Origin of the sequence: Butyrivibrio sp. CB08 (genome assembly GCF_003625485.1) — a bacterium.
GTDB lineage: Bacteria > Bacillota > Clostridia > Lachnospirales > Lachnospiraceae > Butyrivibrio.
On record NZ_RAIR01000010.1, the window covers coordinates 73,507 to 99,365 of the forward strand.

The 25,859-nt window shown below is 43.1% G+C and carries 33 protein-coding genes; 31 read left to right on the plus strand and 2 right to left on the minus strand.

The window, feature by feature from the left end:
• The first annotated feature begins 100 nt into the window (after positions 1-100).
• The 20 genes from argF to D6855_RS15115 all read left to right on the plus strand — a co-directional run bounded on the left by argF (position 101) and on the right by D6855_RS15115 (position 14,974).
• Complete coding sequence (gene argF / locus D6855_RS15015; protein ID WP_120742555.1) at positions 101-1,090, plus strand: ornithine carbamoyltransferase; 990 nt, start codon at positions 101-103, stop codon at positions 1,088-1,090.
• Positions 1,091-1,123: 33 nt separating this feature from the next.
• A complete protein-coding gene (locus tag D6855_RS15020; protein ID WP_120742557.1) occupies positions 1,124-1,927 on the plus strand; it encodes a biotin--[acetyl-CoA-carboxylase] ligase in 804 nt (267 codons plus the stop codon).
• A gap of 11 nt (positions 1,928-1,938) precedes the next feature.
• A complete protein-coding gene (locus D6855_RS15025; protein WP_120742560.1) occupies positions 1,939-2,754 on the plus strand; it encodes a type III pantothenate kinase in 816 nt (271 codons plus the stop codon).
• Positions 2,755-2,759: 5 nt separating this feature from the next.
• Positions 2,760-3,263, plus strand: coding sequence for a DUF6145 family protein (locus D6855_RS15030; RefSeq protein ID WP_243111971.1), 504 nt, complete (start codon positions 2,760-2,762; stop codon positions 3,261-3,263).
• 4 nt (positions 3,264-3,267) lie between these two features.
• The gene (gene dusB, locus D6855_RS15035; RefSeq protein WP_120742562.1) at positions 3,268-4,272 is read left to right on the plus strand and encodes a tRNA dihydrouridine synthase DusB; all 1,005 of its coding nucleotides are present in this window, start codon (positions 3,268-3,270) and stop codon (positions 4,270-4,272) included.
• Between the two features lie 81 nt (positions 4,273-4,353).
• Complete coding sequence (gene greA / locus D6855_RS15040; protein WP_120742564.1) at positions 4,354-4,839, plus strand: transcription elongation factor GreA; 486 nt, start codon at positions 4,354-4,356, stop codon at positions 4,837-4,839.
• Between the two features lie 90 nt (positions 4,840-4,929).
• Positions 4,930-6,489 (plus strand): lysine--tRNA ligase, encoded by a 1,560-nt coding sequence (gene lysS / locus D6855_RS15045; protein ID WP_120742566.1) that lies wholly within the window; start codon positions 4,930-4,932, stop codon positions 6,487-6,489.
• Positions 6,490-6,895: 406 nt separating this feature from the next.
• On the plus strand, positions 6,896-7,357 hold the full coding sequence (locus tag D6855_RS17190) for a DUF6462 family protein (RefSeq protein WP_330361286.1): 462 nt from the start codon (positions 6,896-6,898) through the stop codon (positions 7,355-7,357).
• Positions 7,358-7,369: 12 nt separating this feature from the next.
• Entirely contained in the window at positions 7,370-8,182 is an 813-nt protein-coding gene (locus D6855_RS15060) for a ParA family protein (protein WP_120742568.1), read from the plus strand.
• Entirely contained in the window at positions 8,145-9,056 is a 912-nt protein-coding gene (locus D6855_RS15065) for a ParB/RepB/Spo0J family partition protein (protein WP_120742570.1), read from the plus strand. The genes D6855_RS15060 and D6855_RS15065 overlap by 38 nt, the downstream gene beginning before the upstream one ends.
• 2 nt (positions 9,057-9,058) lie before the next feature.
• Entirely contained in the window at positions 9,059-9,424 is a 366-nt protein-coding gene (locus D6855_RS15070; RefSeq protein ID WP_022770059.1) for a replication initiator protein A, read from the plus strand.
• Between the two features lie 65 nt (positions 9,425-9,489).
• Entirely contained in the window at positions 9,490-10,440 is a 951-nt protein-coding gene (locus D6855_RS15075; RefSeq protein ID WP_120742572.1) for a DUF6017 domain-containing protein, read from the plus strand.
• A gap of 80 nt (positions 10,441-10,520) precedes the next feature.
• Entirely contained in the window at positions 10,521-10,958 is a 438-nt protein-coding gene (locus D6855_RS15080) for a hypothetical protein (RefSeq protein WP_120742574.1), read from the plus strand.
• Positions 10,959-10,985: 27 nt separating this feature from the next.
• Positions 10,986-11,627 carry a hypothetical protein gene (locus tag D6855_RS15085; RefSeq protein WP_120742576.1) on the plus strand — a complete coding sequence of 214 codons (642 nt, stop codon included), beginning with the start codon at positions 10,986-10,988 and terminating at the stop codon, positions 11,625-11,627.
• Between the two features lie 13 nt (positions 11,628-11,640).
• The gene (locus D6855_RS15090; RefSeq protein ID WP_120742578.1) at positions 11,641-11,937 is read left to right on the plus strand and encodes a HigA family addiction module antitoxin; all 297 of its coding nucleotides are present in this window, start codon (positions 11,641-11,643) and stop codon (positions 11,935-11,937) included.
• A gap of 123 nt (positions 11,938-12,060) precedes the next feature.
• A complete protein-coding gene (locus D6855_RS15095) occupies positions 12,061-12,627 on the plus strand; it encodes an HD domain-containing protein (RefSeq protein WP_120742580.1) in 567 nt (188 codons plus the stop codon).
• A gap of 28 nt (positions 12,628-12,655) precedes the next feature.
• Entirely contained in the window at positions 12,656-13,111 is a 456-nt protein-coding gene (locus D6855_RS15100) for a hypothetical protein (protein ID WP_243111981.1), read from the plus strand.
• 38 nt (positions 13,112-13,149) lie between these two features.
• Positions 13,150-13,626, plus strand: coding sequence for a pyridoxamine 5'-phosphate oxidase family protein (locus tag D6855_RS15105; RefSeq protein ID WP_120742584.1), 477 nt, complete (start codon positions 13,150-13,152; stop codon positions 13,624-13,626).
• A 49-nt stretch (positions 13,627-13,675) separates the two neighbouring features.
• Positions 13,676-14,203: a GNAT family N-acetyltransferase gene (locus D6855_RS15110; RefSeq protein WP_120742586.1), complete on the plus strand. Its 528-nt coding sequence runs from the start codon at positions 13,676-13,678 to the stop codon at positions 14,201-14,203.
• A complete protein-coding gene (locus tag D6855_RS15115) occupies positions 14,204-14,974 on the plus strand; it encodes a class I SAM-dependent methyltransferase (protein ID WP_120742588.1) in 771 nt (256 codons plus the stop codon). It abuts the gene before it with no gap.
• A 132-nt stretch (positions 14,975-15,106) separates the two neighbouring features.
• Here the strand turns inward: D6855_RS15115 and D6855_RS15120 are convergent, their stop codons facing one another.
• Both D6855_RS15120 and D6855_RS15125 read right to left on the minus strand, forming a co-directional pair.
• Entirely contained in the window at positions 15,107-15,538 is a 432-nt protein-coding gene (locus D6855_RS15120) for a flavodoxin (protein WP_120742590.1), read from the minus strand.
• A 152-nt stretch (positions 15,539-15,690) separates the two neighbouring features.
• On the minus strand, positions 15,691-16,059 hold the full coding sequence (locus tag D6855_RS15125; protein WP_120742592.1) for a metal-dependent transcriptional regulator: 369 nt from the start codon (positions 16,057-16,059) through the stop codon (positions 15,691-15,693).
• 329 nt (positions 16,060-16,388) lie between these two features.
• Here D6855_RS15125 and D6855_RS15130 point away from each other — a divergent pair, with 329 nt between their 5' ends.
• The 11 genes from D6855_RS15130 to D6855_RS15185 all read left to right on the plus strand — a co-directional run bounded on the left by D6855_RS15130 (position 16,389) and on the right by D6855_RS15185 (position 25,854).
• A complete protein-coding gene (locus tag D6855_RS15130) occupies positions 16,389-17,294 on the plus strand; it encodes an acyl-CoA thioester hydrolase/BAAT C-terminal domain-containing protein (RefSeq protein WP_120742594.1) in 906 nt (301 codons plus the stop codon).
• Positions 17,295-17,489: 195 nt separating this feature from the next.
• Positions 17,490-17,747 (plus strand): Fur family transcriptional regulator, encoded by a 258-nt coding sequence (locus D6855_RS15135; protein ID WP_243111983.1) that lies wholly within the window; start codon positions 17,490-17,492, stop codon positions 17,745-17,747.
• A complete protein-coding gene (locus D6855_RS15140) occupies positions 17,737-18,501 on the plus strand; it encodes a class I SAM-dependent methyltransferase (RefSeq protein WP_120742596.1) in 765 nt (254 codons plus the stop codon). The genes D6855_RS15135 and D6855_RS15140 overlap by 11 nt, the downstream gene beginning before the upstream one ends.
• A gap of 3 nt (positions 18,502-18,504) precedes the next feature.
• Entirely contained in the window at positions 18,505-19,125 is a 621-nt protein-coding gene (locus D6855_RS15145) for a class I SAM-dependent methyltransferase (protein ID WP_120742598.1), read from the plus strand.
• Between the two features lie 208 nt (positions 19,126-19,333).
• Positions 19,334-19,939, plus strand: a complete 606-nt coding sequence (locus D6855_RS15155) for an L-2-amino-thiazoline-4-carboxylic acid hydrolase (RefSeq protein WP_120742600.1) — start codon at positions 19,334-19,336, stop codon at positions 19,937-19,939.
• Entirely contained in the window at positions 19,933-20,460 is a 528-nt protein-coding gene (locus tag D6855_RS15160) for a methyltransferase family protein (protein WP_120742602.1), read from the plus strand. The genes D6855_RS15155 and D6855_RS15160 overlap by 7 nt, the downstream gene beginning before the upstream one ends.
• Positions 20,457-21,380 carry a ketopantoate reductase family protein gene (locus tag D6855_RS15165; protein WP_120742604.1) on the plus strand — a complete coding sequence of 308 codons (924 nt, stop codon included), beginning with the start codon at positions 20,457-20,459 and terminating at the stop codon, positions 21,378-21,380. The genes D6855_RS15160 and D6855_RS15165 overlap by 4 nt, the downstream gene beginning before the upstream one ends.
• 41 nt (positions 21,381-21,421) lie before the next feature.
• Positions 21,422-22,693, plus strand: a complete 1,272-nt coding sequence (locus tag D6855_RS16980; RefSeq protein WP_243111985.1) for a methyltransferase domain-containing protein — start codon at positions 21,422-21,424, stop codon at positions 22,691-22,693.
• Positions 22,668-23,459, plus strand: a complete 792-nt coding sequence (locus tag D6855_RS15175) for an alpha/beta hydrolase (RefSeq protein ID WP_330546991.1) — start codon at positions 22,668-22,670, stop codon at positions 23,457-23,459. Before D6855_RS16980 ends, D6855_RS15175 begins: the two co-directional genes overlap by 26 nt.
• On the plus strand, positions 23,429-24,616 hold the full coding sequence (locus tag D6855_RS15180) for an alpha/beta hydrolase (RefSeq protein ID WP_120742606.1): 1,188 nt from the start codon (positions 23,429-23,431) through the stop codon (positions 24,614-24,616). The genes D6855_RS15175 and D6855_RS15180 overlap by 31 nt, the downstream gene beginning before the upstream one ends.
• On the plus strand, positions 24,613-25,854 hold the full coding sequence (locus tag D6855_RS15185; protein ID WP_120742608.1) for a glycosyltransferase: 1,242 nt from the start codon (positions 24,613-24,615) through the stop codon (positions 25,852-25,854). Before D6855_RS15180 ends, D6855_RS15185 begins: the two co-directional genes overlap by 4 nt.
• Positions 25,855-25,859 lie beyond the last annotated feature (5 nt).

A 25,859-nucleotide genomic window follows, 5' to 3' on the forward strand; every position in this document is an offset into this window, starting at 1 on the left:
AGTGTCCGCAGGCAGAACCAACTGTCTGCGGACTTTTACTTTCACGAATTACAGTAATGTGGTATGATTTACTATATTTTCTGATAGGAGGAGTATCACAATGAACTTGTATGGACGTGACTTTTTGAAACTACTGGATTTTTCTACTGAAGAGATTGAGTACCTGATCGACCTGGCTGGAGAGCTCAAGGCCAAGAAGCAGCAGGGCATTCTTCACGACGAACTTAAGGGTAAGAACATTGCTCTTATTTTTGAAAAGACCAGTACCAGAACCAGATGCTCCTTTGAAGTAGCAGCAAGCGACCTTGGTATGGGCTCAACATACCTTAACCCAACAGATTCCCAGATCGGCAAAAAGGAGAGCATCGCAGATACAGCGAGAGTCCTTGCCAGTATGTACGACGGAATCGAGTACAGAGGATTTGATCAGGAGATCGTTGAGACTATTGCCAAGTACAGCAAGGTGCCAGTATGGAACGGACTTACCAACGAGTTCCACCCAACACAGATGCTGGCTGACGCCCTCACAATAAAAGAGCACTTTGGAAGGCTCAAGGGAATTCACCTGGTTTACCTTGGAGACGCCCGCTACAATACAGGCAATTCACTGATGGTTATGTGTGCTAAGCTTGGCATGCACTTCACCGCAGTTTCTAATAAGAAGTACTTCCCTTCAGAGGACCTTGTTAACACCTGCAGAGAGATCGCAAAAGAGACCGGCGCAGTCATCGACTTCTCAGAGGATGTTATGGAAGGCACCAAGGGCGCAGACGTTATCTCAACTGACATCTGGGTATCCATGGGCGAGCCTGATGAAGTTTGGGAGGAGCGCATCAAGGATCTCGAGCCTTATCGCGTGACCATGGACGTTATGAACAACGCTGGCCCAGACTGCGTATTCATGCACTGCCTGCCATCTTTCCACGACCTCAACACAGGTATTGGAAAAGAGATCAAGGCTAAATATGGTCTTGATGAGATGGAAGTTACAGATGAAGTCTTCGAGTCAGACAGATCAATCGTGTTCCAGGAAGCTGAGAACAGAATGCACACCATCAAAGCAGTAATGTACGCAACTTTGAAGAAATGAGAAGCGACGCTGCTTTTCAGGAAGCAAGAGAACATGCTTAATAAACAGGAAATTGAAAGGCAGCTCCACACCAAATGGGCTGCCTGCAACATTGTATATAAGGAAGTTACAGGTTCCACCAACGATGATGCAAGGGACCTGGCAAAAGAGGGAGCACCTCACGGAAGTCTTGTCGTAGCAGACAGGCAGGATTCCGGACGAGGGTCTCGTGGCAGAAGCTGGGAGACTCCTGCAGGAACCAACATTGCAATGAGTCTTGTGGTGAGGCCCAAAGCGCCTGCAGATCGCGTATCAATGCTGACACTGGTGATGGGATTGTCCGTCGCGGAAGGCGTTGACCTGGCGCTGGGAGAAACAAGTGCCCGGATCAAGTGGCCTAACGACGTTGTCATTGACAAGCGCAAAATCTGTGGTATTCTTACAGAGCTCCACATGAATTCTGACAACACAATTTCTGATGTAGTTATTGGAGTTGGGATAAATGTAAATATGACCCAGTTCCCGGATGAGATTAGGGAGATCGCGGGATCTCTTTTGTCCCAGACTGGAAAAAGAGTGGACAGGAGCCTTGTAGTGGCCCGGGTTATGGATCGGTTTGAAGAAAACTATGAGAAGTTCCAGGAAGGCTACGATCTGTCTTCATTAAAAGAGCAGTACGAAAGAAGGCTCATCAACAAGGGCGAGATGGTAAGAGTCCTTGACCCTAAGGATGGCTTTGAGGGACGTGCTCTTGGAATTACAGAAAAGGGCGAATTGCTTGTTGAAGCGGCGCCTGGAGATATCAGAGTTATTGGTGCGGGGGAAGTTTCCGTCCGCGGATTATATAGTTACGTATAGGAGTAATAGTCATGATTCTGGTTATTGATGTAGGAAATACCAATATTACCTTTGGCGTGTTTGACGGAGAGGAGCTTATGACATCTTTCAGGATGATGTCCAAGACAGCTCATACTTCTGATGAGTACGGCGCGCAGCTTCTCAACATGCTTGGCATGAACGGAGTTAGCAAGGACAAGATCGAAGGCGTAATGATCGCAAGCGTTGTGCCACAGGTTATGCATGCGTTGGTAAATGCCATCGTCAAGTATATCGGCAAGAAGCCTTACATTGTGGGACCTGGCATCAAGACCGGTATCAAGGTGACAATAGATAACCCCAAGGAAGTAGGCCCTGACCTTATCGTTGATTCAGTTGCAGCTTACGAGATCTACGGCGGACCAGTTCTGGTTGTTGATTTTGGAACAGCTACAACCTACGTTCCAATCAATGAGAAGGGCGAGTTCTACGCAGGCGTTGTTTCTCCTGGTATCAGGATCTCGGCTAAGGCTCTCTGGGAAGGCACAGCCAAGCTCCCTGAGATTGAGATCAAAAAGCCCGAATCAATCCTTGCAAGGGAGACCATCTCCTGCATGCAGGCCGGACTTATCTATGGACAGATCGGCCAGACAGAGTACATTATCAATGAGATCAAAAAAGCTTCAAACTGCCCTGAGATGAAGGTCGTAGCAACAGGCGGTCTTGGAAGACTTATTGCCAACGAGACAGACACCATCGACATCTACGATCCAACCCTTACCCTTAAGGGATTGCAGATCCTGTACAACAAGAATAGAAAGAACAAACCACAGAACAAAGAATTTGATGATACCAATCAGCCGGAGTGAGAGATATGAGCGCTAAGGATTTTGAGAGAGAATACAAAAGAGAATTTGAAGGGATCATTCCTGAGGACGACTTCGAGGAGGAGCTCCAGGAAGAGACCAAGGAAGACCTCAAGATAGACGAGATGCAAAAGACCAATAAGTCCCGCGAGTTTGAGAAGGTTGCAGGGGAGAGAGTGGTTCTGTGCGGCGCCAATGCCTACGAGCAGAAGTACTACTTTAACCCGATCTTCAGACAGATTCCTGAGAGCATCAAGAAGGAGCTTAACATCATTAGCGTCCTTTTTACTCAGGAAGCAGGCGGAATCTTCACCATCGTCTTTGAGGAGGATGGCAGCATCTCAATCGAGACCAACGCCGACGAAGAGGACATCACCTACGATGAGATCACAGCTGGTCTTCTTGTGAGCGAAGTAAGGAGAAAGAGACAGGACCTTTTCGAGGCCCTTGGACTTTACTACAGGATCTACGTGCTTCACGAGAATCCTGCGGATATACTAGAGGAAGACTGATACTATGCCCGGATACGGTAAGCTGCAGATTGGCAGCGTAACTCTGGACAACAACATAATTTTAGGACCAATGGCAGGTGTCTCGGACCTGCCTTTTCGAGTTTTATGCAGCGAAATGGGTGCAGGTCTGGTGTGCATGGAGATGATAAGCGCCAAGGCCATCACCTACAAGAATCGCAACACCAACATGCTTCTTGAGATCCATGAAAAAGAGCATCCGGTTTCCCTGCAGCTTTTTGGCTCAGAGCCGGAGATCATGCAGAAGGCCTATGACATGATAAAAGACAGGCCTTTTGACATCGTTGATATCAACATGGGATGTCCTGTTCCAAAGGTTGTTGGAAATGGTGAAGGGTCTGCTCTTATGAAGGATCCGGGACTTATTGAGAGGCTGGTGAGAGCTCTTTTCCAGGTGTCTGACAGGCCCGTTACGGTCAAGATCCGTAAAGGGTTTAACGAGAATTCCATAAACGCAGTTGAGTGTGCGCTGGCAGCAGAGGCAGGCGGAGCGGCAGCAGTTGCGGTTCACGGCAGGACAAGAGAGCAGTACTACTCTGGAGAAGCTGACTGGGATATAATCCGTCAGGTCAAAGAGGCAGTGAAGATTCCTGTAATTGGAAATGGTGACGTGGTGGACGGACCAAGTGCCAAGAGAATGTTTGAGGAGACCGGGTGCGACGGCGTTATGGTAGCCAGAGCAGCTCAGGGTAATCCTTTTATCTTCAGGGAGATTGTTAGCTTTTTTGAAAAGGGAGAGGCCTGCGAGCGGCCAACAGCCCAGGAGATCTACGACACTGTGATCAGACACGCTGACATGCAGCTTAAATACAAGGGCGAGTACATCGGAATCCGCGAGATGCGCAAGCACGTGTCATGGTACACCACTGGAATGCCAGGCAGCGCCAGGTTCAGGAACGAGATCAACCAGATGACGGATATGGCTTCACTTAAGGACGCATGTCGCCAGGTTATGCTACATGACGCTATTGTTGACACGGAAAATAAATAACAGTATAATAGCAAAGTTAAAAAGAGAAAATGCAATATTTATATAGATTAGACTTTTTCTTATGGAGGACGTTTAGGCACTATGGAAAAGAAAAACATCTTAACTTATGAAGGTCTCAAGAAATACGAGGACGAGCTTCAGGACCTCAAGGTAAACAAGAGACAGGAAGTTGCTCAGAAGATCAAGGAAGCCAGAGAGCAGGGCGACCTTTCAGAGAACGCAGAGTACGACGCAGCAAAAGATGAGCAGCGTGACATCGAGGCGAGAATTGAGGCACTTGAGAAGATCCTCAAAAACGCTGAGGTAGTAGTTGAAGAGGATGTAGATACAAACAAGATCAGCATCGGATGTAATGTTAAGATCCGTGACCTTGAGCTTGGCGAGGACCTTGAGTATAAGATCGTAGGTTCACAGGAGGCTAACAGCCTTAAGGGTAAGATCTCAAATGAGTCACCTGTAGGCAAGGCTTTACTTGGTGCCAAGAAGGGACAGACAGTTTCTGTAGAGACACAGGCTGGCGTGTTCAAGTACAAGGTACTTGCAATCGACAAGACTAAGGCAGAGTAATCTCTTTTGCCAAAGCCTTAAACATGACATTTGAGCCGGCGAACCATCGTCGGCTTATATATTATCACCGCAAAATTAGGAGGAAATATCGTGGCAGAGAATAATCAGCAAAACAATGCACCACAGGAAGATGTGGGACGCCTTCGTCAGGTCAGAAGAGACAAGCTCTCAGAGCTTCAGGCTCAGGGCAAGGACCCATTCCAGATCGTCAAGTATGACCAGACACATCACACACAGGATATCAGAGACAACTTCGAGACTCTTGAGTTTGTACCACCTGTAGATGAAGAGGGCAAGGCAGTTGTTGTTCCTTTTGAAGATATCCCGGCTGACAAGGTCGTATCCCTTGCAGGACGTATGCTCAGCAAGCGTGTCATGGGTAAGGCTTCTTTTGCCGGACTTCAGGACAGAGATGGCCGCATGCAGCTGTACGTATCCAGAAATGACCTTGGCGATGAGGCTTATGCTGAGTTCAAGAAGATGGATATCGGCGATATCATCGGCGTTAAGGGTTTTGCTTTCAGAACACGTACCGGAGAGCTTTCAGTGCATGTTAAGGAGCTGACTCTTTTGTCCAAATCTCTCATGCCACTTCCTGAGAAGTTCCACGGACTTACAGATACAGAGATCAGATACAGACAGAGATACGTTGACCTCATCATGAACGAGGAGGTTAAAGAGACCTTCAAGAAGAGATCAGCTATCCTTCGCGAGATCAGAAACTTTCTTGCAGACAGAGACTTCATGGAAGTTGAGACACCTATGCTTGTTGAGAACGCAGGCGGTGCTGCTGCAAGACCATTCTTTACACATTACAATGCCCTTGATGAGGAGCGCAAGCTTCGTATCTCTCTTGAGCTTTACCTTAAGAGACTTATCGTTGGCGGTCTTGAGAGAGTTTTCGAGATCGGACGTGTATTTAGAAACGAGGGTACTGACACAAGACACAACCCAGAGTTCACACTTATGGAGCTCTACCAGGCATATACAGATTACGAGGGTATGATGGAGCTCACAGAGAGCATGTTCCGTTACCTTGCTGAGAAGGTTTGCGGTACAACACAGATTCCTTACGGCGACAACATCATCGACCTCGGTAAGCCTTTCGAGCGTCTTACAATGAACGACGCTATCAAGAAGTACGCAGGCGTTGACTTCGACCAGGTTAAGACTGACGAAGAGGCCAAGGCTCTTGCCAATGAGCACCACATCGAGTTTGAGGATCGTCATACCAAGGGCGATATCATCAACCTCTTCTTTGAGGAGTTCTGCGAGAAAGAGCTGATCCAGCCTACATTCATCATGGATCACCCTCTTGCAATCTCACCTCTTACCAAGAAGAAGCCATCTGACCCTGAGAAGGTTGAGCGTTTCGAGCTCTTCATCAACACATGGGAGATGTGCAACGCATACTCAGAGCTCAACGATCCTATCGATCAGCGTGAGCGTTTCGCAGCCCAGGATGCTAACGCAGCAGCCGGCGACGAAGAGGCTGAGCATACAGATGAGGACTTCCTCAACGCCCTTGAGATCGGTATGCCACCAACAGGCGGTATCGGATACGGTATCGACAGACTGTGCATGCTGCTGACAAATAGCGCAGGAATTAGGGATGTATTGCTGTTCCCTACGCTAAAATCAAGCAAATGACACACAGCTTCGCGTATTTACCACGTTTCTCCGTGGAGAACCCGCTGAATCCAAAAATGCATTGGATTTACAACGATTCCATTGGACATCATAGTATGTCAGTGGATGAGTACGTACAGATTGCCAGCATGAAACAGGGCTTCCATGGATGAATATGTAGACATAAAAAAGTCCGAAAAATGGTCCAAAAACGACTTAAACGGGATAAAGATTTTGAGAAAAGTCTTTATCCCGGGGCAAATGTCTCGAGGAATAAGCGGTTCATATCTTTTTGAATCCAAAGAAGCTTAATTCTAATCCACATTTCTCTCTATTAAAAAGAGGAAATGTGGTTTTTTTATTTCTAAAAATCTCAATTCTTTTTTCTTAAATCACATCCTGTAACACCAAAAAACGGAGGTTACAGATGAATCGTTCAAAATCCCCACCGCCAGTTGATCTGGAAAAGTACCTGGAAGGTAAGAAACATCGCTACTGCACCTACGCTCAGGGAGCGAGGCTCTATGCGATGGCTTACTGGTCATTTGTGAATATCTGCAAGGAGGCCAAGGCAAATATAAAGCTACGAAAGACAGCCCTTGTAGATCTGGATGTTCTTGATGAATACATCGAGAAAAACTGCATATTGGATTTGAAAAGAGAGGACGAAGACATGGCAAGAAGAAAACTGGTTGATAACATCGAAGAATTGGTTAAGGAAGGCAAGAAAAAGTATGTAAGGTACGCAGAAGGAGCCGAACTCTACTCAATGGGGCTTCATACATTTGAGCAGCTGGCAAAAGACGCTAAGGCTACTCGAAAGGTAAAGGGTGTGGTTCTGTGTAACACGGAAAAAATTGATGCTTTCATCGAGTCATTTCAGGAATAAGGAGGAAAAGATATGTCTAAGGTCATAGCAGTAGCAAACCAAAAAGGGGGTGTCGGAAAGACCGTTTCTGCGGTAAATCTGGGCATCGGGCTTGCAAGAGAAGGATACAGGGTACTGAATATCGACGCGGATCCCCAGGGGTCAATGACAATCAGTCTTGGCTGTGATGAGCCGGATAGACTGGATTATTCCCTGGCTACAGCCCTTGTAAATATCATCAATGATGAGCCCGTGGATGTTTCACGGGGACTCATCCGTCATTCTGAAGGAGTTGACCTGATGCCGGGCAATATAGAGCTTTCCAGTCTGGAAATCAGCATGACCGGTGTTATCAGCAGGGAGACGATCCTCAGAGAGTATGTGGATAAGGCCAGAGAGCTTTACGACTACATTATTATCGACTGTATGCCGTCTCTTGGAATGATGACTATAAATGCACTTGCCTGTGCAGATTCCGTTATTATTCCCTGTCAGGCTGCATATCTTCCTGTAAAGGGTCTGCAACAGCTTATTAAGACCATAGGAAGAGTTAAGCGTCAGCTCAATCCCAAGCTCGAAATTGAGGGAATTCTCATCACTATGGTGGATAACAGAACCAACTATGCAAAAGATATTGCAGCTCAGATTTATGATGTCTATTCATCAAGCATCAATGTTTTTGCGACAGAGATTCCTTTATCTGTGAGAGCAGCTGAGATAAGCGCTTCCGGAAGCAGCCTGTACCAATATGATCCAAAAGGAAAGGCAGCATTTGCTTACACGAGTTTCATAAAGGAGGTTATGAACAATGGCACAAAGAGTTGGTCAGAAAGTAAAGCTATCTAGTATAGATGAGCTCCTCGGTGTTCCAAGCACCGAGGGGACTGTAGATCTCGATGTAATGACTATATATCCCTTTGAGAATCATCCTTTCAGGGTTGTTGATGATGAAAAGATGGATGAACTGGTGGAAAGCATCAAGGAAAGCGGAGTTCTTACTCCGGTTCTTGTAAGACCAGATGATGAAGGCACTTACGAGATGATTTCAGGTCACAGAAGACTCCATGCAGCTAAGAGAGCCGGGCTTAGGAAGATTCCTGCAATCATCAAGGAAATGACCAATGATGATGCCACGATTGCCATGGTTAATGCGAACATGCAGAGGGAAGAGATTCTTCCTAGCGAAAGAGCATTTGCTTTTAAGATGAAAATGGATGCAATTAAGCACCAAGGGAAAGAGTTAACAGGAACTTTGTTTCTTGAAGAAACAAAGTCAAACTCAGGGGACATTGTTGGCAAGGCAAGTGGACTAAACAGAACGCAAGTGTTTAGATACATCAGACTTACAGAACTGATTCCCAAGTTGTTGAAAATGGTTGATGAAGGAAAACTTGCCGTTTTTGTAGGAGTAGAGATTTCCTATTTTAATCATACTTATCAGCAATGGCTATACGAATACATTACCGAAAACGGCATGATAAAGCAGGAGCAGTTAATTGAGCTCAGACCTTATCGTGAAGATGATTCTCTCACACAAGAGCAGATGATAGATATTCTGATCAAGAACAGGTCCACGCCTCATGTAAGAAAGAAGATCACTTTCAACGAGCGCAAACTCAACCAGTACTTTCCTGCCTACTACTCTCAGACACAGATTGAGAAGATTCTTCTGGACTTCTGTGAGGAGTGGAAGAGAAACCACGAAAGCGAGGACAACTGACTATGATGGACTATTTCTATAATACCCAGGCTGAGCAGTTTGCTTCTGTAGAGATTCCGAAAGAACTTCTGACGGGGAAGAGCTTTTCTTCCCTGTCAGCTTCGGCCAAGATGCTGTACGCAGTTCTTTTAGACCGGATGCGTGAAGCAAAAAGGCATAACTGGTATGACGAAGAAAACCGTGTTTATATCATATATCCGCTCAGAAAGCTGGAGGAAGATATTTCTTTTTCCAGGCACACTATCATCGACTGCATGAACGAGCTTGAAGAGTTTGGCCTTATCTATAAGCTTCAGGCCAAAGGCAAGCCAAGCAAGATCTACGTCAAGAATTTCAATAGAAGGCGCATGTTTCAGTTGATAGGGTAGTGCAGAAATTGCACCACCTAAATCCACCGAGCGTCGCACTAACTCACCGAAGGGAGGAAAAAGGATTGAGCGAAAGAATCGTATTTGACTATTTCAAGGGTCAAGAATCCGAGATGCTGTCCTTTTACAGAATACCAAAGCTGTTGTTCACAAATGCCTATTTTAAGGAGCTTGACGTGTCTGCCAAGGTTCTTTACGGCCTTATGCTGGATAGGATGTCTTTATCCCTCAAGAATAAGTGGTTTGATGAACAGCAGAGGGCTTTTATCTACTTTGCACAGCAGGAAGCCTCAGGAATGCTGGGCTTTGGGGACGATAAGATCCGTGTGCTCTTCAATAAACTAGAAGAATTCGGGCTTATTGAGCGCAAAAAGCAGGGCCAAGGGAAGCCTACAATCATATACCTAAAGAAGTTCATTTCTGAAGGCATAGCAGAAGCTCAGACCCCGGAAAAATCGGGTTCTGAATCTGAAGCTGATGTTTCAGACCCCGGAAAAATCGGGGTCAAGACCACGGAAATATCGGAGTCAAGACCCCGTGAAATTCGGGTTCAAGACCACGGAAATTCCGACCCTAATTATAATAATACAAGTAATACTAATTTAATTACTATTACTAATCATATCTCTTCGATGAAGGCTGATCTGAATGATGAGTATAATGCCTATGCTGAGATCGTCAGGGAAAATCTGGCTGTTGATACTATGCTTGAGCGTTATCCTCAAGACACAGAGATCATTGAAGGCATATATGACCTGGTGTTGGAAACAGTTCTTTGTCAGAAACCGAGCATATGGATCTCAAAGAACGAGTATCCTACAAACCTTGTTAAGTCAAAGTTTCTCAAGCTCAATAACATGCATCTTGAGTATGTCATGGGCTGCATGAAAGAGAATACTACAAAGGTTCGTAACATCAAGAACTATTTGTTGGCAGCGCTGTTTAATGCGCCGTCCACAATGAGCAGCTACTATCAATCCGAGCTTAGCCATGACATGGCTAGCGGAGTCGTATAGATCCATGTTGACATATATGCGCAACACTCATATACTCAAAGTGTTATGATGAATGTGTAACACTCATAGGAGGATATGATATGCCAAGAATCAATCTGTCAATAAATGAAGATCTGTACAAGCAGCTTCAGAAGGTTGCAGACAAACAGAAAGTAACTGTTAACAGCCTCATCCTGGAAGCGATAGAGGAGAAATACAGCACTAGGGTGAGGTACGATTACACCACTGCGCTTAAGCTCATGATCTCAGAGTCCCGGAAGATGGATGGGGAGTTTACTCTCTCTGATCTTCAGACTTTCAAGGACGTTGATCAGGTTCTCATCGAGAATCATATCAATGAGTCACCTGCCTCAGTAAGAGCCAGACTTGGCAAGATGTATAACGAAGCAGTCAAGAAAGGTGTCGTAAAAGGCATAGAAAGAGCTGTATTCATGAAGAACGGTGTAGAAAAATTGAAGTTCCTATGCCGTGCCGCAGTGTACAGCAACAAACTAAGTAAGGCGGCTTCCAAGAAGTAGCCTGTTTCTAAATCATAGGGGGTTAAGATGGTAGGATTATTACTTGATATTGTATTGACACTTGTTATTGCCATTGTTGCCGTTGTATTTTTGGGCGTATTCAGGGCGATGCCTTTTTTCACAGGACTTATTGGCTCATTTATACTGCAGTTTCAATTTCCGGGGCTTAAAGACATAATACCTGGCGAATCCCGTGCCAGTACTATTGCTCTGATAGCCATTGTTGAGATCATCATTCTTGTGCTGACAGTAAATGAACAGACCGGAGGACCAATGGTAAAATTCTCCTGCATCATGTTTGTGGGGCTGATAATGGCACTTATACATAACAGCTATGAATGTGCATCCTGGCAGAAGGCTCTTTTTGTAACCATAGTCTATCTTGTTATCATGGGGATAATCGTAGCATCAAACTTGGATTCGTTCGGGATTGAATGTGATGGCGATAGAAATCTTCTGGCCAGCATAATTGTTTCGCTCATGTATGCTGCTTCTCTGGGATTTACACTACTCGTCATTCTCAGCACAATCTGGGGCAAGTATGTAAAACTGCATTTCTCAGAAGGGTTCTATACATCTTACGATAAGGTGGGAATGGTAATTGTAATCGTAGCAATGGTTATGACTGCAATAATATGTGTAGTAAGAGATAGATTAGAGCTGATATGAAGGAAGGGGTTATATGACTAGAAGACCAACGCATCCAGGTAAGGTACTGTTGGAAGATGTAATGAAACCACTTAATCTTACAATTACTGATGCTGCAAGAATGCTTGGAGTTAGCAGAAAAGCATTATCTGAGTTTGTTAATGAGAAAGCGTCATTGAGTCCGGAGATGGCAATAAGAATAAGTAAAGCAACAAATACATCAGCAGAAAGCTGGATGAACATGCAACAGAAACTAACATTGTGGATTGCACAGCAACATGAACCATCAAATGTAATACCTTTTCCTCAGAAAGCAGTAGATGAGGGATAATATCGATAGCTCTGGGACCCCCAGGGCTATTTTATTTTTGTCTGAAACAAGGTATGATTATTCATAAGTTGTCTGAAAAGATGTAGAGGGTAGAAGGAGAAATAAGAACAAGGAGGCGCTTGTATGAACGCAAGGGAGTATTTGGAGATTTTGCATGTTGCTGAAAGGCTAAAGGACACTCCACGTCATTGTACTACAACGAAAAGAAGAACAGAGAGTGTGGCAGAGCACAGCTGGCGCATTTCGCTCATGGCATTTCTTCTTAAGCATGAGTTCGAAGATTTAGATATAAATAAAGTTGTAGATATGTGCCTCATTCATGATCTTGGAGAATGCTTTACCGGAGATATTCCTACATTTATAAAGACAGATTCTGACAGGGAGATTGAGGATTCTTTGCTGAATAAGTGGGTTGAATCACTTCCTGAGGAACTGTCTGCGGAAATAGCTGCTCTTTATAAAGAGATGGATGCCCAAGAAACTAAGGAGGCTAAGCTATACAAGTCATTGGATAAGCTGGAGGCCCTGATTCAACATAACGAGTCCCCAATTGATACATGGTCTGAAAATGAGTATGAGCTCAATAAGACATATGCGTTTGATACAGTTTCTTTTTCGGAATGGCTTACACAGCTGAGGAAAGCAATTCTTGAAGATACATTAGAAAAGATCGAGAGGGAAGGACAGTAATATGCTGGTTGTTTTAGAAGGCTTAATAATGTGTTTTTGGTTGCTGTTGATCTGCGTTGTGGGAATCGCCAATGGACCGGTTGGCCTTGTTGTGTTCTATGAGCAGGATGTAAAAGACAGAGTGGTAGAGCTAGGACTAACGACACCCGAGAGGATAAAGAAGGCATCGATTATTTCAGGTATAGCGCTTTTCGTGCCGCTTATTACGGTGGTTCCCTGTGTTGCGTATTTCTTCAATGGGGTTAATGGCTTTTGGGATGGTTTCAAGCAGCTATTGTGTATATTTATGATAATGAATTTGTTTGACCGCTTCTTTATAGATGAATGGTGGGTAGGATGCACCAAAGCATGGATAATTCCCGGAACAGAAGATCTTATTCCATACATCACAGCTAAAGTCAGAGTCAGGAAGTGGGTGGGGTCATGCGTGGGATTTCCTGTTTTGGCAGCGATTATCTCAGGAATAATGCAGCTGTTAGGTTAGGATTTCCAGTTTTATAAAGAGGTTACGGGGGTAAAAACATGACAAAAGATGAATTAATGAATCTTGTCAATCGTTCTCTTTTTGCAACGATTGGTTACACAGACGAAGCAGGCAGACAGAATGTTCGCAGAGTGTTTTGCACATGGCACAAAGGATTGGGCAGACATCTGGTTTCAACAAATACTAGTTCAGCCCATGTTCAGAGTTTGCAAAAGAATGGGAATGCTTGTCTCTATTTCTCTGACGATTCGGAATTTGAGGGACTGTGCCTGTACGGAAGCTTTGTTGCCCATTTTGAGAAGGAATACAGAGAGCTTCTTTGGAATGAAGGAGATGAAAAGTACTACCCGAATGGTGTCGAAGATGAAGATTACTGTATTTTGGAGTTTATAGCTGAAGGCGGACGGTTTTATCGTTATGACGGAAAAGGCGATTTATCAGCATCTGAGATTGAGACATATGATAATGGCAGGAAATTTGAAAACGGATACAATGCGGCTAACGCAAATGTATGACTAAGGAAACAATATACTTCCAGGTTATCGTTCGATGAGGTAATTGATTATGGTTAGGTTACGACAATACAAAAGTAGTGACGCCGTAAAGATAGCAGAATGGGTTAAAGATAAAGATGCATTCCTCAAATGGGGAGGAGAACTCTTTGGTGAGTTTCCAATATCAGCAGAAACTATTGATGAGAAATACCGCCTGAATAATGGTGACTGTAAAGAACCGGATAACTTTTATCCATGGATAGCATTTGATGAAAACGGGGGTTTCGGACATTTTATCATGAGATATTTGCACGGAGATAATAAAATACTTCGTTTTGGATGGGTGGTTGTAGATGACTCTATTCGTGGCAAAGGTTATGGAACCCAGATGTTACAGGGTGGTCTGAAATATGCCTTTGAGATTCTTGGCGTTGATGTTGTAACCATCGGTGTTTTTGAAAACAACGAGTTGGCTCATAAATGTTATAAGAAGGTTGGATTTATAGATAAGGAAATAGTGAGCAAACAGCCATGGAATGTCATCGAAATGGAAATAAAGAAAGAGGATTGGGCTACGAGCTGTTTTTTTGAGGTGTAGATGGATAACGAAGAAATAATTGAAGTAAATAAGAATTACTGGAACGAACATGCAGACCTATGGTTTGGAACCACAGCTCTGCCAAAGTACGGTGTTCGATTTCCTACAGAAGATGACTTGCATCTGTTTCAAAATATTAATGATAAGAAGATGCTCGAGATATGCTGTGGCAGTGGTCACTCGCTATTATACAACGCACAAAGAGGAGCTGGAGAGCTATGGGGAATAGATCTTTCTGAGAAACAGCTTGAAAATGCATCTGAGTTATTAAAAGAAAATGGGTATTCAGCACACCTGCAATGCGCCAGAATGGAAGATGAATTGGATGTCCCCAAAAACTATTTTGACTACGTATATTCAATCTATGGTATCGGATGGACAACAGACTTGCAGGGAACCTTTAACAAGATTGCATCGTATCTCAAAAAGAATGGTATATTCATTTTTAGTTGGCATCATGCGTTAAATTACTGCATTGCATGGTCTTGCAGCGAAAGGCATGATGTTTTTGATGATGACAAGCTTGTGATGACAAAAAGCTATTTTGATGAATCATACTTTAAGATGCCAGTTCATGACAGCGAAATCATATTATGTAACCGAAAGATATCAACATATATAAATGCGTTGGCTAAGGCAGGGTTTGTTATTGAACAGCTTGTGGAAGAGAGTGATACTGATTCCGAGGAAGCAGCTGATAAAACGGACATTAAGACAAGGAAGGCTGAAATGCTACCGATATCATTTTGTATAAAGGCAAGAAAGCTTTAGAATGATAAAATTTCAGAATAATTTACTTATAGATTTTAACAATCTGTATATTTCATGTATTATGATGCATAACGTGAATAGAAACAGAAAGGCATTGGTGTTTGTACCAATGCCTTTTATAGGGGCAAAGATTTACGCCTGTGCGAGCTGTCTTCCAAGATCCTCACATTGTGAAACGGCATCATCATCCGGAGCATTGTTCGCAATTACGCCTTCACCACCAATGATGGATGCGCCTGCAGCAACCAGCCTGTCCTGCCAGTCTCTCATCCATTGGCCATCTCCCCAACCGTAGGAACCAAAAAGGGCAACTTTTTTACCGCTACACTTTGTTTCATAATCAGCCATGAAGGGCTCAACGGTTCCTTCTTCAAGTACTTCTGCTCCCATCGCCGGACATCCAAAAGCAATCACTGATTCATTAGCTGCATCTGATGGACTAAGGGAATCAAATGTAGTTACCTCAGCTTCAGCACCGGCACTTTTTATGCCATTCGCGACAGCGTCTGCCATTGCCTGTGTATTTCCACTTCCACTCCAAAAAACAACTTTAACTTTACTCATACTTTTCTCATCCTTTCTAGGAATATAATATGATTCCTACAATGCTTACGAAAAAGAAGTTAGCATATGCTAACTTCTTTTTCAAGGCTTATCGTTGATAAGATTTCTCACGTTTGATAAGGATAAATAACCGATACAGATATTTATTGATTTTAACAGAACTGTGCCATGTGCTTTTTTATGGCTTTAAAAGATTCATCGCTTATATAATGTTCGATGCGACATGCATCGTCGGAAGCAGTTTTTTCATTTACCCCGAGATTGATGAAAAGACGAGTGAGGACAGTATGTCTTTCGTAAATCCGAGACGCAATTTTCTGCCCTGCTTTTGTGAGTTTGACAAAGCCAGTGTCATCTATTGTAATAAAGCCCTCAGCTTTGAGGATGTGCATGGCGCGGCTTACGGATGGTCTTGAATATCCGAGTTCTTCGCCTATATCTACTGCGCGTACATTTGCTAACTTCTTGGAAAGCACATGGATTGTCTCCAGATACATTTCTCCGGATTCCTGTAAAGACATCGAGATCCCCCCTTCCTATGAGTAAAAGCATACTATAGGAAAAATCGAAAAACAATACATAACTGCACGCGATAAGGTGAGAAAACTTTTTATTTACATGGATTGACAATAGGAGTTAGTGCATGCTAACATCTTCTGTGTTAGGTATAACTAACAAAATGACATAAATAGTCATAAGAAATCTCCTACCTGAAATGCCGCATCTTGCCAATGCGGCATTTTTCCTATGTTCTGAAATTTTGATATGGCAAAGGCATTACAATAGAAGTAACTTAAAATGAGCAAAAGCATGGGATTGACAGGACAATCATTCGAGAAAGGCTGAAAGAATGGAAAGATGTACATTAGAGAATAACGGATTTGTCGGAGTTTATTTCCAAGGGACTGTTCATCAACAGAAAGCGGTAATAGCTGCAGGAGGAGCCTCATGTGATGAAAAAACAAGTATATCCATGAGCAGATTCCTCCGCAAGGCGGGTTACAATGTCCTTGTGCTGGGGTTCTATATGTGGAAGGGGCTTCCAAAAGAACTTGTTTCCATACCGATTGATTATGTGGAAAAAGCAGTAAAATGGCTCAAAGAAGAAAAGGGCATCAATAAGATTGCCATGACATCAGCATCGACCGGGGCTGGTTACACGCTTCTAGCAGCATCGTTGATCCCGGAAATCAGCTGCGTTATCCCTGTAGTGCCTTTTGATCATGTTATGGAGGGTACTACAAATAATTTTAAAAGACTTGGAAAGTCTGTTTACACCTGGCATGGAATCGATGTGCCATATTCTCCCTGGCAACTAATTGATCAGGGATTATTGCGAATATTCATAGAAGCAATCAGGGACAAAAGATATGGACTGAAGAGATTCATGAGATATGGATATGACCATAATCCTGTCACGGAAGAATCGCGGATCAAAGTTGAAAACATGCATGCAGACGTGCTTTTTCTTGCAGCAAAAGATGATGACGCGTGGCCTTCAGATGAAGCTGTTCCAAGAATGATAAAAGTGCTTAGAGATGCAGATTATCAATATCGAGTTGAATGGCGTATATATGATAAAGCAAGCCATGCACTTACTGACGGGCTTGATGAAATGTCCGGTTATGCCAAATGGGCTCTGAATCATATGCTTCCGGCTGAGAAAAAATATTCTAAAGAGTGCGAGGAGGCCAGACAGGACAGCTTTAAGCTAATATTGAAGTTCCTTGATGAGTGGGGCAATAGATCTTGCTGAATAAGGATAGGAGATGAGACAGAAAAATACTGCAGTACTATTGAAAATGAAGTTAGCATATGCTAACATTTGAGATAACTGATAATGATTTTCATGATATTAAATATCTATTAAAAACACCCGGTTAGTGCGGGCTTTTCTTTTGAGAATGGGTTAGCTAAAACTAACGAAATAATGTTTGGCTGGAAGTGATGCATGATGAATAATGAGCAGATTGTTGAGGCTTTAAAAGAGAGCGGTATGAGAATAACCAGACAGAGAATGATAGTTGCAGATGTTATTGCTGAAAATGATGGAGCCAGCTGCAAGGATATCTGTTGCATTGTTCGAGGCAAAGATCCCTCTGTGGGAGTAGCTACTGTATACCGCATGATAAATGTGCTGGAAGATATCGGAGTAATTGAGAGGATAGATATGATCAAACATACGAGGAGGAATGGCGATGAAGGCTGATTACAAGAATTGGATGCCGAAAGGCATGGTACTTGGGACGATTGGAATTACTGCAGCGATATGTGTTGTTACAGTAATTGTGGGTATTGCTTCAATAGTAGGAAAGGTATTGCTGATTCTAACTGTGTTTTTTGCCTTGATATCTTTGTGGATGTACCTGATGTATAGGGCATTTTCCTATAACGGAACACGTCAGATGTCTAAGCAGATAATAGAAGGTGTTTCATCCTATGTAAAAATCCCGGATGGCGGTAAATGCCTCGATGTTGGATGTGGAAGTGGGGCTCTAAGTATTGCCTGTGCAAAGAAAAATCCAAGTGCTCAGATCATTGGAATAGACAGATGGGGTAAAGAGTATGCTTCATTCAGCAAGAATCTCTGTGAAAGTAACTCGGCTGCTGAAGGCGTAAATAATACATCCTTTCAGCAGGGTGATGCGTGTAAGCTTGATTTTGCAGATGAAACCTTTGATGCAGTAACTAGTAACTATGTTTATCACAACATACCAAGTAAGGATAGACAGGCGATTCTTCTTGAAACACTAAGGACCCTTAAGAAGGGCGGAACATTTGCTATTCACGATATTATGTCCAAGGCAAAATATGGAGATATGGAAAGCTTTGTAGAAAAGCTTAAAAATATGGGATACGAAGAAGTAAAACTTGTTGATACTACTAACGGTATGTTCATGAGCAAGTGGGAGTCCACCTGGATGGCTCTTACAGGTTCTGCGATTCTTATGGGGAGGAAATGATTTATGGGACTTTTTAAAAACTTTGTAAGTCAGACAAGAAAGCCGGAAGGTTTCCTGGGACAGATGATGGTCAATGGCATGAACAGTGGGCACGCCAAGATGGCCGACTGGGGAATGGCACATTTAAAAACTATTGCGCCGGAAGAAATTCTTGAAGTTGGATGCGGTGGTGGAAGAAATGCACATGCGCTTATGGAAAAGTATCCGTCATCAAAGCTCACGGCTATTGATTATTCAGATGTTTCGGTTGAAAAGGCAACTGCTTACAACACCGATATGATCAAAAAAGGGCGCTGTAAAGTTCAGCAGGGCGATGTTTCTAAGCTTGGTATGAACGAACAGTATGATCTTGCGACTGCCTTTGAGACAATCTACTTCTGGCCCGGGCTGGAAAAGTGTTTCTCGGAGGTAAACAAGGCACTTAAACCCGGCGGAACTTTTATGATCGTAAATGAGTCCGATGGGACTGATAAAGTTAGTCTTCAATACGAGAGCATTATTGATGGTATGAAGTGCCATACAGTAGAAGAGATTGAAGGAGCTCTGAAGGGGGCAGGATTTTCTAAAGTTAAGACAGACCATCATGAGAGTAAGCCTTGGATCACAGTTATGGCGAAGAAATAAGGAGCGGAGTAGAGAAGCATGTATCACATTGAGAAAAATACAGTACAGGAAACGCTGATAATACCGCTGTTTGGAAGGAAGGTGTGCTCGGAACACTTTCCACACCTTTCTTGCGTTGATTTGGATAGTAGGTGCAGCCATTGTGGCGGGGATAGTAGTGGTTATATTTTAGTAGGCAGTAACCATCGATAAAAGCGGAGAAGTACAGATGGAGAAAAAGATAAAATCCTATAAAAAGATATATAGGAAAGCCCTTGAAAAAGCCGGCTTAGGGGATATCGATGCTAAAGTTGAGGCTTTTGCGGCCCGACTATCAGAGATGTATGCTTCCGACAATTTCAAAAAGCATAATGTTTATCCATCCACAAGCACTCCTCACGTATATGCAGTAATCGCAATGTGCCTGGAACTAAAGGAATTTGGTTTCTCAGGCAGTGAAATTATGGATATAGTAAACAGTGGATTTGAAGCTGGAAGGGCATTTTTCAATGTTATTATTGCCATTATCAATACACTGCCAAATAGCTTTGACATCGCCAGGAAGTGGAACATTGGCGACCATGAAAAACGAGTGACTGATGGCAGCATAACTTATGCATATTTCAATGTCACCAGGGACAAGGTCGAATATAGTATTTCGAAATGTATGTATGTTGAAATGTTTGAAACCTATGGAATAAGACCCCTTTGTAAAATATTCTGCAATACGGATACAAGGGCCTATTCGGGGCTTACCAGGCATGTAAAGTTTATCAGACACTCAGATTTGTCAGATGGTCCGGCATGCTATGACGAGGTAATCAGAAAATGTTAAAGAATTACATGAAGGAAGGCCAAAAGCTTCCGCTTTTTGGAGTTGGGCCTTATATAATCTATGGAATTGCCATGGTAAACATAATAGGCATTATCCTGTTCAACTATGTGTTTAAGACAGGAATCCTTTATGATCCATGGATACTCATATTTCGCATTATTGGTGCAGTGCTCATTGTATTAGGAGTAGCTGTTTGGTATATAGGCGCGCTGCGCTCGGATATGGACGACTCAATAATAGAGAACAGGCTCCAGACTAAGGGTATATATTCCTGGGTAAGGAACCCCATGTACAGCGGTTGGTGGATTGCGTTATCCGGAATAACTCTAATGTGGCACAATGCATGGCTGTTCTTGTTTCCTGCTATTGACTGGCTGATCATGACAATAGCTTTGATCAACACAGAAGAGAAGTGGCTCCTGGATTTATACGGGGAAGAATACGCTGAGTATAAGAAAAACGTAAATAGGTGCATCCCGTGGTTTCCTAAGAGCGTGGATATAAAAAGGGGAATGAAATGAGAATACTTGTATATGGAGCAGGAGTACTAGGGGGTAATCTTGCAAACAGCCTGTACAGACAGGGAAAAGATGTCACACTCCTTGCCCGTGGAAAATGGTATGAAGAGATAAAACGAAATGGTCTCAGTATACATCACTATTTTGGCAGGAAGACCAATGTGAAGATACCTGTGATAAATGAACTGAAATCAGATGATATATACGACGTTATTTTTGTAGTGGTCAGATACACTCAAGTGGACAGTGTTGTTGAGGATCTAAATAACAATGGCTCCAAGAACATAGTATTTGTTGGGAACAATCTCAAGACAGACGAACTCACAAAAGCACTATCGAAGAAGTCAGTTCTTTTTGCATTTGCAATGTCTGCCGGGCACAGGGAAAAGAGCTATATCAGATCGGTAACACTAAATAAGATAACCGTAGGAAGTGTCAAAGGAAATCCATCTCAAGAGGCTTTTATAAGAAATATCTTTTCCGGAACAAACTTCAAAGTCGTCTATGAATCCAATATGGCTGATTGGCTGCTATGTCATGCTGCTTCTGTTATTCCCATAGCATTTGCATGCTACTATGCAAACGGAGACATAAAAAAGCTTAAGCGTGACAAAGCCTACATCAATAGGATCATGGATGCAACTATTGCGGCTTATACAGTTTTGGAAGACAACGGGCATGAAATTATGCCTGATTCTGATAAAGACTTTAGAAATCCAAAATTCAAGAAGAAATATACCCCATTTTACCAATTCATTTTCGCAACAAAACTTGGAAAACTCTGCACCTCTGACCACGCAATGAATGCAATTGATGAGATGAGTGCGCTCAACAGAGATTTCAAGGAATACATTGCAAAATACGGCGATATCCCAAAGCAGTGGACAGACCTTGAGAGGGATACTAACGGATATCTGATATAAAACAGGGGGAAGAGTAGGGCATGTCGATTAAGATAAATTCTTTGAGTGAAAAAGAGATTCGTGATATAGGCGATGCTTTCGCAGATTTTCAGTATGCTGAATCAGAATTTGGAATGGGGTATCTTGGAAAAGGCAGACAGGCCGTGAGTGATTACATATGCGCTTATGTGCGCATGGCCATTAATGAGAGAGTTCTTTACTCAACAAGCGAGGAACATGAGGGATTTATTGCCTTTAAGAATCCCGGAGTCAACATGAGTCTGAAATCTGCTGCAGGTCTTTTGAAAACTATTCCCGGATGCGCGGATGTAGGTCATTTGCGAAGTGCCGCGAGGGGCTTTTTTAATTCGGGAAAGAGTTATGGAGCCATACTGTCCAAACTTAAAGTGCCTTTCATTTATGTAGGCATGGTTGCGGTAAGAAAAGAATATCAGGGCAAAGGATTCATGCGCAAGGTCCTGGAGATTGCATTTGAGGAAGGCCGAAGACAGGCAGTTCCTGTGGTATTGGATACGGATGCTGTGCTGAAGAAAAATAAATATGAGCATCTGGGCATGAAATGTGTAGTAACTCAGCACTTTACTGATGGAGTAGAACTGTACGGAATGGTATATGAGCCCGACAATATCCCGAAAGAGTGGAAGAGCGAAATTGTTCTTGAGGATATGCGAATTCTGTCTTCGTCCAATAAAAATGTATGGGATCGCTTTGCACCTGTTTATAGCAACTTTGTCACAGGAACTCCGGGAAACAAAAGGGCATATGAGTCCATGTACAAGCGCATAAAAGCAGTGATCAAGGATAAAGAAGTGCTTGAACTTGCTACAGGTCCAGGTGTTATTGCAAGGCAGGTTGCGGATGAAGCAAAAAAGATGATTGCTACAGATTATTCCGAGAAGATGCTTGCTATGGCAAGAAGGGGAATTGTGCCTGAAAACCTTGTCTTTGAAAAAGCTGATGCGTCATCCCTGCAATATGCTGATAACAGCTTTGATGTGATTATCATCGCCAATGCACTTCATGTTATCCCGGAACCTGAAAAGGTCTTATCAGAGATAAAACGGGTATTGCGAAAAGACGGGCTGCTTATTGCTCCAAATTTCATACATGACAATAATAAAAAAGTAAGTGGGATTATGAGTAAGACTCTTTCGTGTGCAGGAGTTGATTTCAAGGCAAAATGGGATGCTGACGGATATCTGAAATTCCTTAGGAATAATGGATTCACAGCAGTTTACTCAAATCAGTTACCTTCAACAATACCTTTAATGTACGTGGAATGTAGGAATGATAGGAAAAATGACGATACATGAATTTGGAAAAGATAATGATAAGGTCATAGTGTTGCTACATCCGTCCGTGGTTATGTGGGATTACTTCGAGTATGTGATTCCGCTTTTGGAAAAGAAATGCCACCTGATAATTCCTGCACTTCCGGGGTATGACCCTGACAACAAGAGCGATTTCACAAGTGTTGAAGAGATCTCAGCAGAACTGGAAGAATGGCTGAACCTGAACGGACTGAGCAATGTGACGTGTCTTTACGGCTGCTCCATGGGTGGAAGCATTGTGGTCAGGATGCTTGCCAACAACAAAGTGAATGTGCAGAGTGCCGTGATAGATGGCGGTATTACTCCTTATCAGCTTCCTTGGATTGTGACAAGGCTTATTGCGGTAAGAGATTTTTTGATGATATGTATTGGAAAGATAGGCGGTGCAAAGCTTTTGGAAAAGGCATTCTGTATGGATGAATTGTCAGAAGACGATGTGCAGTATGCAGCAAATGTACTGAAGATGATGAGTGCTAAGACCATCTGGCGTACATTTGAATCCTGCGACAATTACTCGATGCCGAAGTATATCCATACTGACTGTAAATACATAGAATATTGGGTCGCAGAAAAAGAAATCAAAGATAGAAAGTGGGATGTGGAATATATAAAAAAGATCTTTCCACATACAGTATTTAGAAAGATCAAGGACACAGGCCACGGAGGGCTGGCCCCATTTAGGCCGGAAAAGTTTGTGAGGGGGATCAATAGCGTTATATGGAAAAGTACGATATCACAAGACCGGTAATCCTTAAAAAGGGTGTATATAAGCTCAATGATGAAGCAAATTTCAATTATCAGCTGAACCGTGTTATCAACTGGGATGGTGGCAGACTGGAGGATGTCCAAAAAGTTTCCGGCAAGATCCACAACAGTGACGATTGGAAAAGAGAACTTATCTTGCTCGGCGACGAAGCCATGAAAGAGGGCAGGACAGATAATGCCATTGCCTATTATCGAATGAGCGAGTTCTTCATGTATGACGGTGATCCTGATAAGAGAAAGTACTATGAGAAGGCAACCAAGCTCTTTTACGAGTACTATGCAGATTTCTTTGAGGGAGAAAATCCAAGGATTGAAAGATATGATGTCCCCTATGAGAATGTGAAACTCCCTGTGATGCATGTGGTGCCTTATGGTGAGAGCAAGGGGACTATACTTATCCATGGCGGCAATGACAGCTATTTTGAGGAATTTCTTTTCACTGTCCTATATATGCAGGAACAGGGCTTTGAAGTATACATGTTTGAAGGCCCCGGGCAGGGTGGCGTAATGCGTGTTCAGGGAATGCATTTCACCCATGAATGGGAAAAGCCGGTTAAATCAATCCTTGATTATTTTGGACTTTCCGATGTGACTATCATAGGCATTTCCCTTGGTGGCTACCTTGCACCGAGAGCTGCAGCCTTTGATAAGAGGATCACAAAGGTTGTTGCCTGGTCCATATTCCCATGCTTTCAGGATATTCTTGTGAGTATGCAGCCACAGGGTACACAGAGGGCGTTCCATGTCCTTATGAAGCTGCATGCTCGTCCTCTTCTTAATCTGGTATTTGGCAAAAAGGCTAAGAAATCTCCCATAATCGATTGGGGGATCAAGCATGGATGCTATGCCTATGAGGCCAAGGATGCATATAGTTATGCCAAGAAGCTGAAGCTATATGACATTGCACCCGTCGCAGATCAGATTACGCAGGATATGCTGATTCTTGGGGCCAGTGGAGACCATTTCATTGATTACCATCTTATCGGAAAAGAGATCAACATGCTAAGGAATGTCAGAAGCCTTACATTTCGCCTGTTTACTGACAAGGAAGAAGCGGAAAATCATTGTAATGTGGGTAATGGGAAATTGGCTATAGATGAAATACTTAGTTGGATTACACGTATTGGGAGTAAGGAATGATTGTTACAGCTGTCGCAGTGGGAACCAGGGGAGATGTAAATCCTCTGGCAGAGCTTGGCGAGGAAATGACAAAAAGGGGACATGAGTTCCGGATACTGACATCGGAGGCTTTCCGTCCGCTCATAGAAAGTAAAGGCGTGACCTTCTTAAGGCTTGATACGGATGCAGATCATGTCATGAAATATATGGTTACAGACTATAAGACTAGCCTTGATTTTGTTAATGGGCTATTTAAGCTTAAGAAGGAAAATCCGAGATTTATGGAGCAGACCATTGATGCTATAAAAGGCTCTGACCTTGTAATGTATGGTACGTGCTCAGCTTTTGCAAGACATGCGGCTGAGTATCTTGGAATCAAATGTGCAAGATATTTTTACAGTCCGATGGATCCGACCAGACAATACTCGCTTTATACTGATGATTTTAATTCTGACAAAGTGCTTAAAAGCTATGATGGACTATCGGATGGGATGAGCCTCATGACAATTGTCGCCCTAAATAAATGGAGAAAAAGTGTAGGTCTTCCAAAGTGGAAGAAAAGCAGCAGATATACGGAGCTGGGAGGAAGAAAAGTACTTACTTTTTACCCCACAAGTCCTCTCCTTATGCCAATGGATCCTACATGGGGAGACCATATACATGTGACAGGGTATTGGTATCATCCGGGAGAGAGTATAAAAGAATTTGAAGAATCCGAGGAATTGACGGACTTTTTGACAGCGGGTGAGAAACCGATATTTGTAGCTTTTGGAAAGGCAGAGTCACCTGAACTTGCGAGACTACAGCTGCTGACATTAGATGCTTTAAAAAAGACCGGAATTCGTGCTGTCGTGCAGGCATACCAGATACCGAAAAAAGACAAGATAAATACTGACAAGCTGTTTTTTATAGATAACGTCCCATATGCTTATATCTTCGGAAAGGTGAGAGCAGTAGTGCATCATGGCGGAAACACTACAAATGGTCTGGGACTTAGGGCAGGGCTTCCAACACTGGTGATAGCACTGGCGCTTGACCAGTATTTTTATGGGAGAGTTGATCACAAACTCTGTTGTGGACCTAAACCATTGTACATAAGAAAGAGATTATGTACTGCTGAAGAAATCTCAGATGCTCTACAAGACCTGGTCAGCGGGAAATATGATGTTACGACGCAGACTATTTCGGAACTGATAATGAAAGAAAACGGTGTAATGGAGGCTGTTAAAGCAATAGAGGATTATATTTCAGAGGGGTAAACGAG

Excerpts from the sequence above, each read along its gene's own strand:
- D6855_RS15100 (WP_243111981.1), top strand. The coding sequence starts at position 12,656 with ATGTGTTTTTGGTTGCTGTTGATCTGCGTTGTGGGAATCGCCAATGGA.
- D6855_RS15105 (WP_120742584.1), top strand. The coding sequence starts at position 13,150 with ATGACAAAAGATGAATTAATGAATCTTGTCAATCGTTCTCTTTTTGCA.
- D6855_RS15140 (WP_120742596.1), top strand. The coding sequence starts at position 17,737 with ATGAAGGCTGATTACAAGAATTGGATGCCGAAAGGCATGGTACTTGGG.
- D6855_RS15120 (WP_120742590.1), bottom strand. The coding sequence starts at position 15,538 with ATGAGTAAAGTTAAAGTTGTTTTTTGGAGTGGAAGTGGAAATACACAG.
- D6855_RS17190 (WP_330361286.1), top strand. The coding sequence starts at position 6,896 with ATGAATCGTTCAAAATCCCCACCGCCAGTTGATCTGGAAAAGTACCTG.
- D6855_RS15080 (WP_120742574.1), top strand. The coding sequence starts at position 10,521 with ATGCCAAGAATCAATCTGTCAATAAATGAAGATCTGTACAAGCAGCTT.
- D6855_RS15085 (WP_120742576.1), top strand. The coding sequence starts at position 10,986 with ATGGTAGGATTATTACTTGATATTGTATTGACACTTGTTATTGCCATT.
- D6855_RS15090 (WP_120742578.1), top strand. The coding sequence starts at position 11,641 with ATGACTAGAAGACCAACGCATCCAGGTAAGGTACTGTTGGAAGATGTA.
- D6855_RS15060 (WP_120742568.1), top strand. The coding sequence starts at position 7,370 with ATGTCTAAGGTCATAGCAGTAGCAAACCAAAAAGGGGGTGTCGGAAAG.
- D6855_RS15110 (WP_120742586.1), top strand. The coding sequence starts at position 13,676 with ATGGTTAGGTTACGACAATACAAAAGTAGTGACGCCGTAAAGATAGCA.
- D6855_RS15175 (WP_330546991.1), top strand. The coding sequence starts at position 22,668 with ATGATAGGAAAAATGACGATACATGAATTTGGAAAAGATAATGATAAG.
- D6855_RS15165 (WP_120742604.1), top strand. The coding sequence starts at position 20,457 with ATGAGAATACTTGTATATGGAGCAGGAGTACTAGGGGGTAATCTTGCA.
- D6855_RS15070 (WP_022770059.1), top strand. The coding sequence starts at position 9,059 with ATGATGGACTATTTCTATAATACCCAGGCTGAGCAGTTTGCTTCTGTA.
- D6855_RS15135 (WP_243111983.1), top strand. The coding sequence starts at position 17,490 with ATGATGAATAATGAGCAGATTGTTGAGGCTTTAAAAGAGAGCGGTATG.
- D6855_RS15145 (WP_120742598.1), top strand. The coding sequence starts at position 18,505 with ATGGGACTTTTTAAAAACTTTGTAAGTCAGACAAGAAAGCCGGAAGGT.
- D6855_RS15125 (WP_120742592.1), bottom strand. The coding sequence starts at position 16,059 with ATGTCTTTACAGGAATCCGGAGAAATGTATCTGGAGACAATCCATGTG.
- D6855_RS15025 (WP_120742560.1), top strand. The coding sequence starts at position 1,939 with ATGATTCTGGTTATTGATGTAGGAAATACCAATATTACCTTTGGCGTG.
- D6855_RS15030 (WP_243111971.1), top strand. The coding sequence starts at position 2,760 with ATGAGCGCTAAGGATTTTGAGAGAGAATACAAAAGAGAATTTGAAGGG.
- dusB (WP_120742562.1), top strand. The coding sequence starts at position 3,268 with ATGCCCGGATACGGTAAGCTGCAGATTGGCAGCGTAACTCTGGACAAC.
- D6855_RS15130 (WP_120742594.1), top strand. The coding sequence starts at position 16,389 with ATGGAAAGATGTACATTAGAGAATAACGGATTTGTCGGAGTTTATTTC.
- greA (WP_120742564.1), top strand. The coding sequence starts at position 4,354 with ATGGAAAAGAAAAACATCTTAACTTATGAAGGTCTCAAGAAATACGAG.
- D6855_RS15095 (WP_120742580.1), top strand. The coding sequence starts at position 12,061 with ATGAACGCAAGGGAGTATTTGGAGATTTTGCATGTTGCTGAAAGGCTA.
- D6855_RS15155 (WP_120742600.1), top strand. The coding sequence starts at position 19,334 with ATGGAGAAAAAGATAAAATCCTATAAAAAGATATATAGGAAAGCCCTT.
- D6855_RS15180 (WP_120742606.1), top strand. The coding sequence starts at position 23,429 with ATGGAAAAGTACGATATCACAAGACCGGTAATCCTTAAAAAGGGTGTA.
- D6855_RS15115 (WP_120742588.1), top strand. The coding sequence starts at position 14,204 with ATGGATAACGAAGAAATAATTGAAGTAAATAAGAATTACTGGAACGAA.
- D6855_RS15020 (WP_120742557.1), top strand. The coding sequence starts at position 1,124 with ATGCTTAATAAACAGGAAATTGAAAGGCAGCTCCACACCAAATGGGCT.
- argF (WP_120742555.1), top strand. The coding sequence starts at position 101 with ATGAACTTGTATGGACGTGACTTTTTGAAACTACTGGATTTTTCTACT.
- D6855_RS15160 (WP_120742602.1), top strand. The coding sequence starts at position 19,933 with ATGTTAAAGAATTACATGAAGGAAGGCCAAAAGCTTCCGCTTTTTGGA.
- D6855_RS15185 (WP_120742608.1), top strand. The coding sequence starts at position 24,613 with ATGATTGTTACAGCTGTCGCAGTGGGAACCAGGGGAGATGTAAATCCT.
- D6855_RS15065 (WP_120742570.1), top strand. The coding sequence starts at position 8,145 with ATGGCACAAAGAGTTGGTCAGAAAGTAAAGCTATCTAGTATAGATGAG.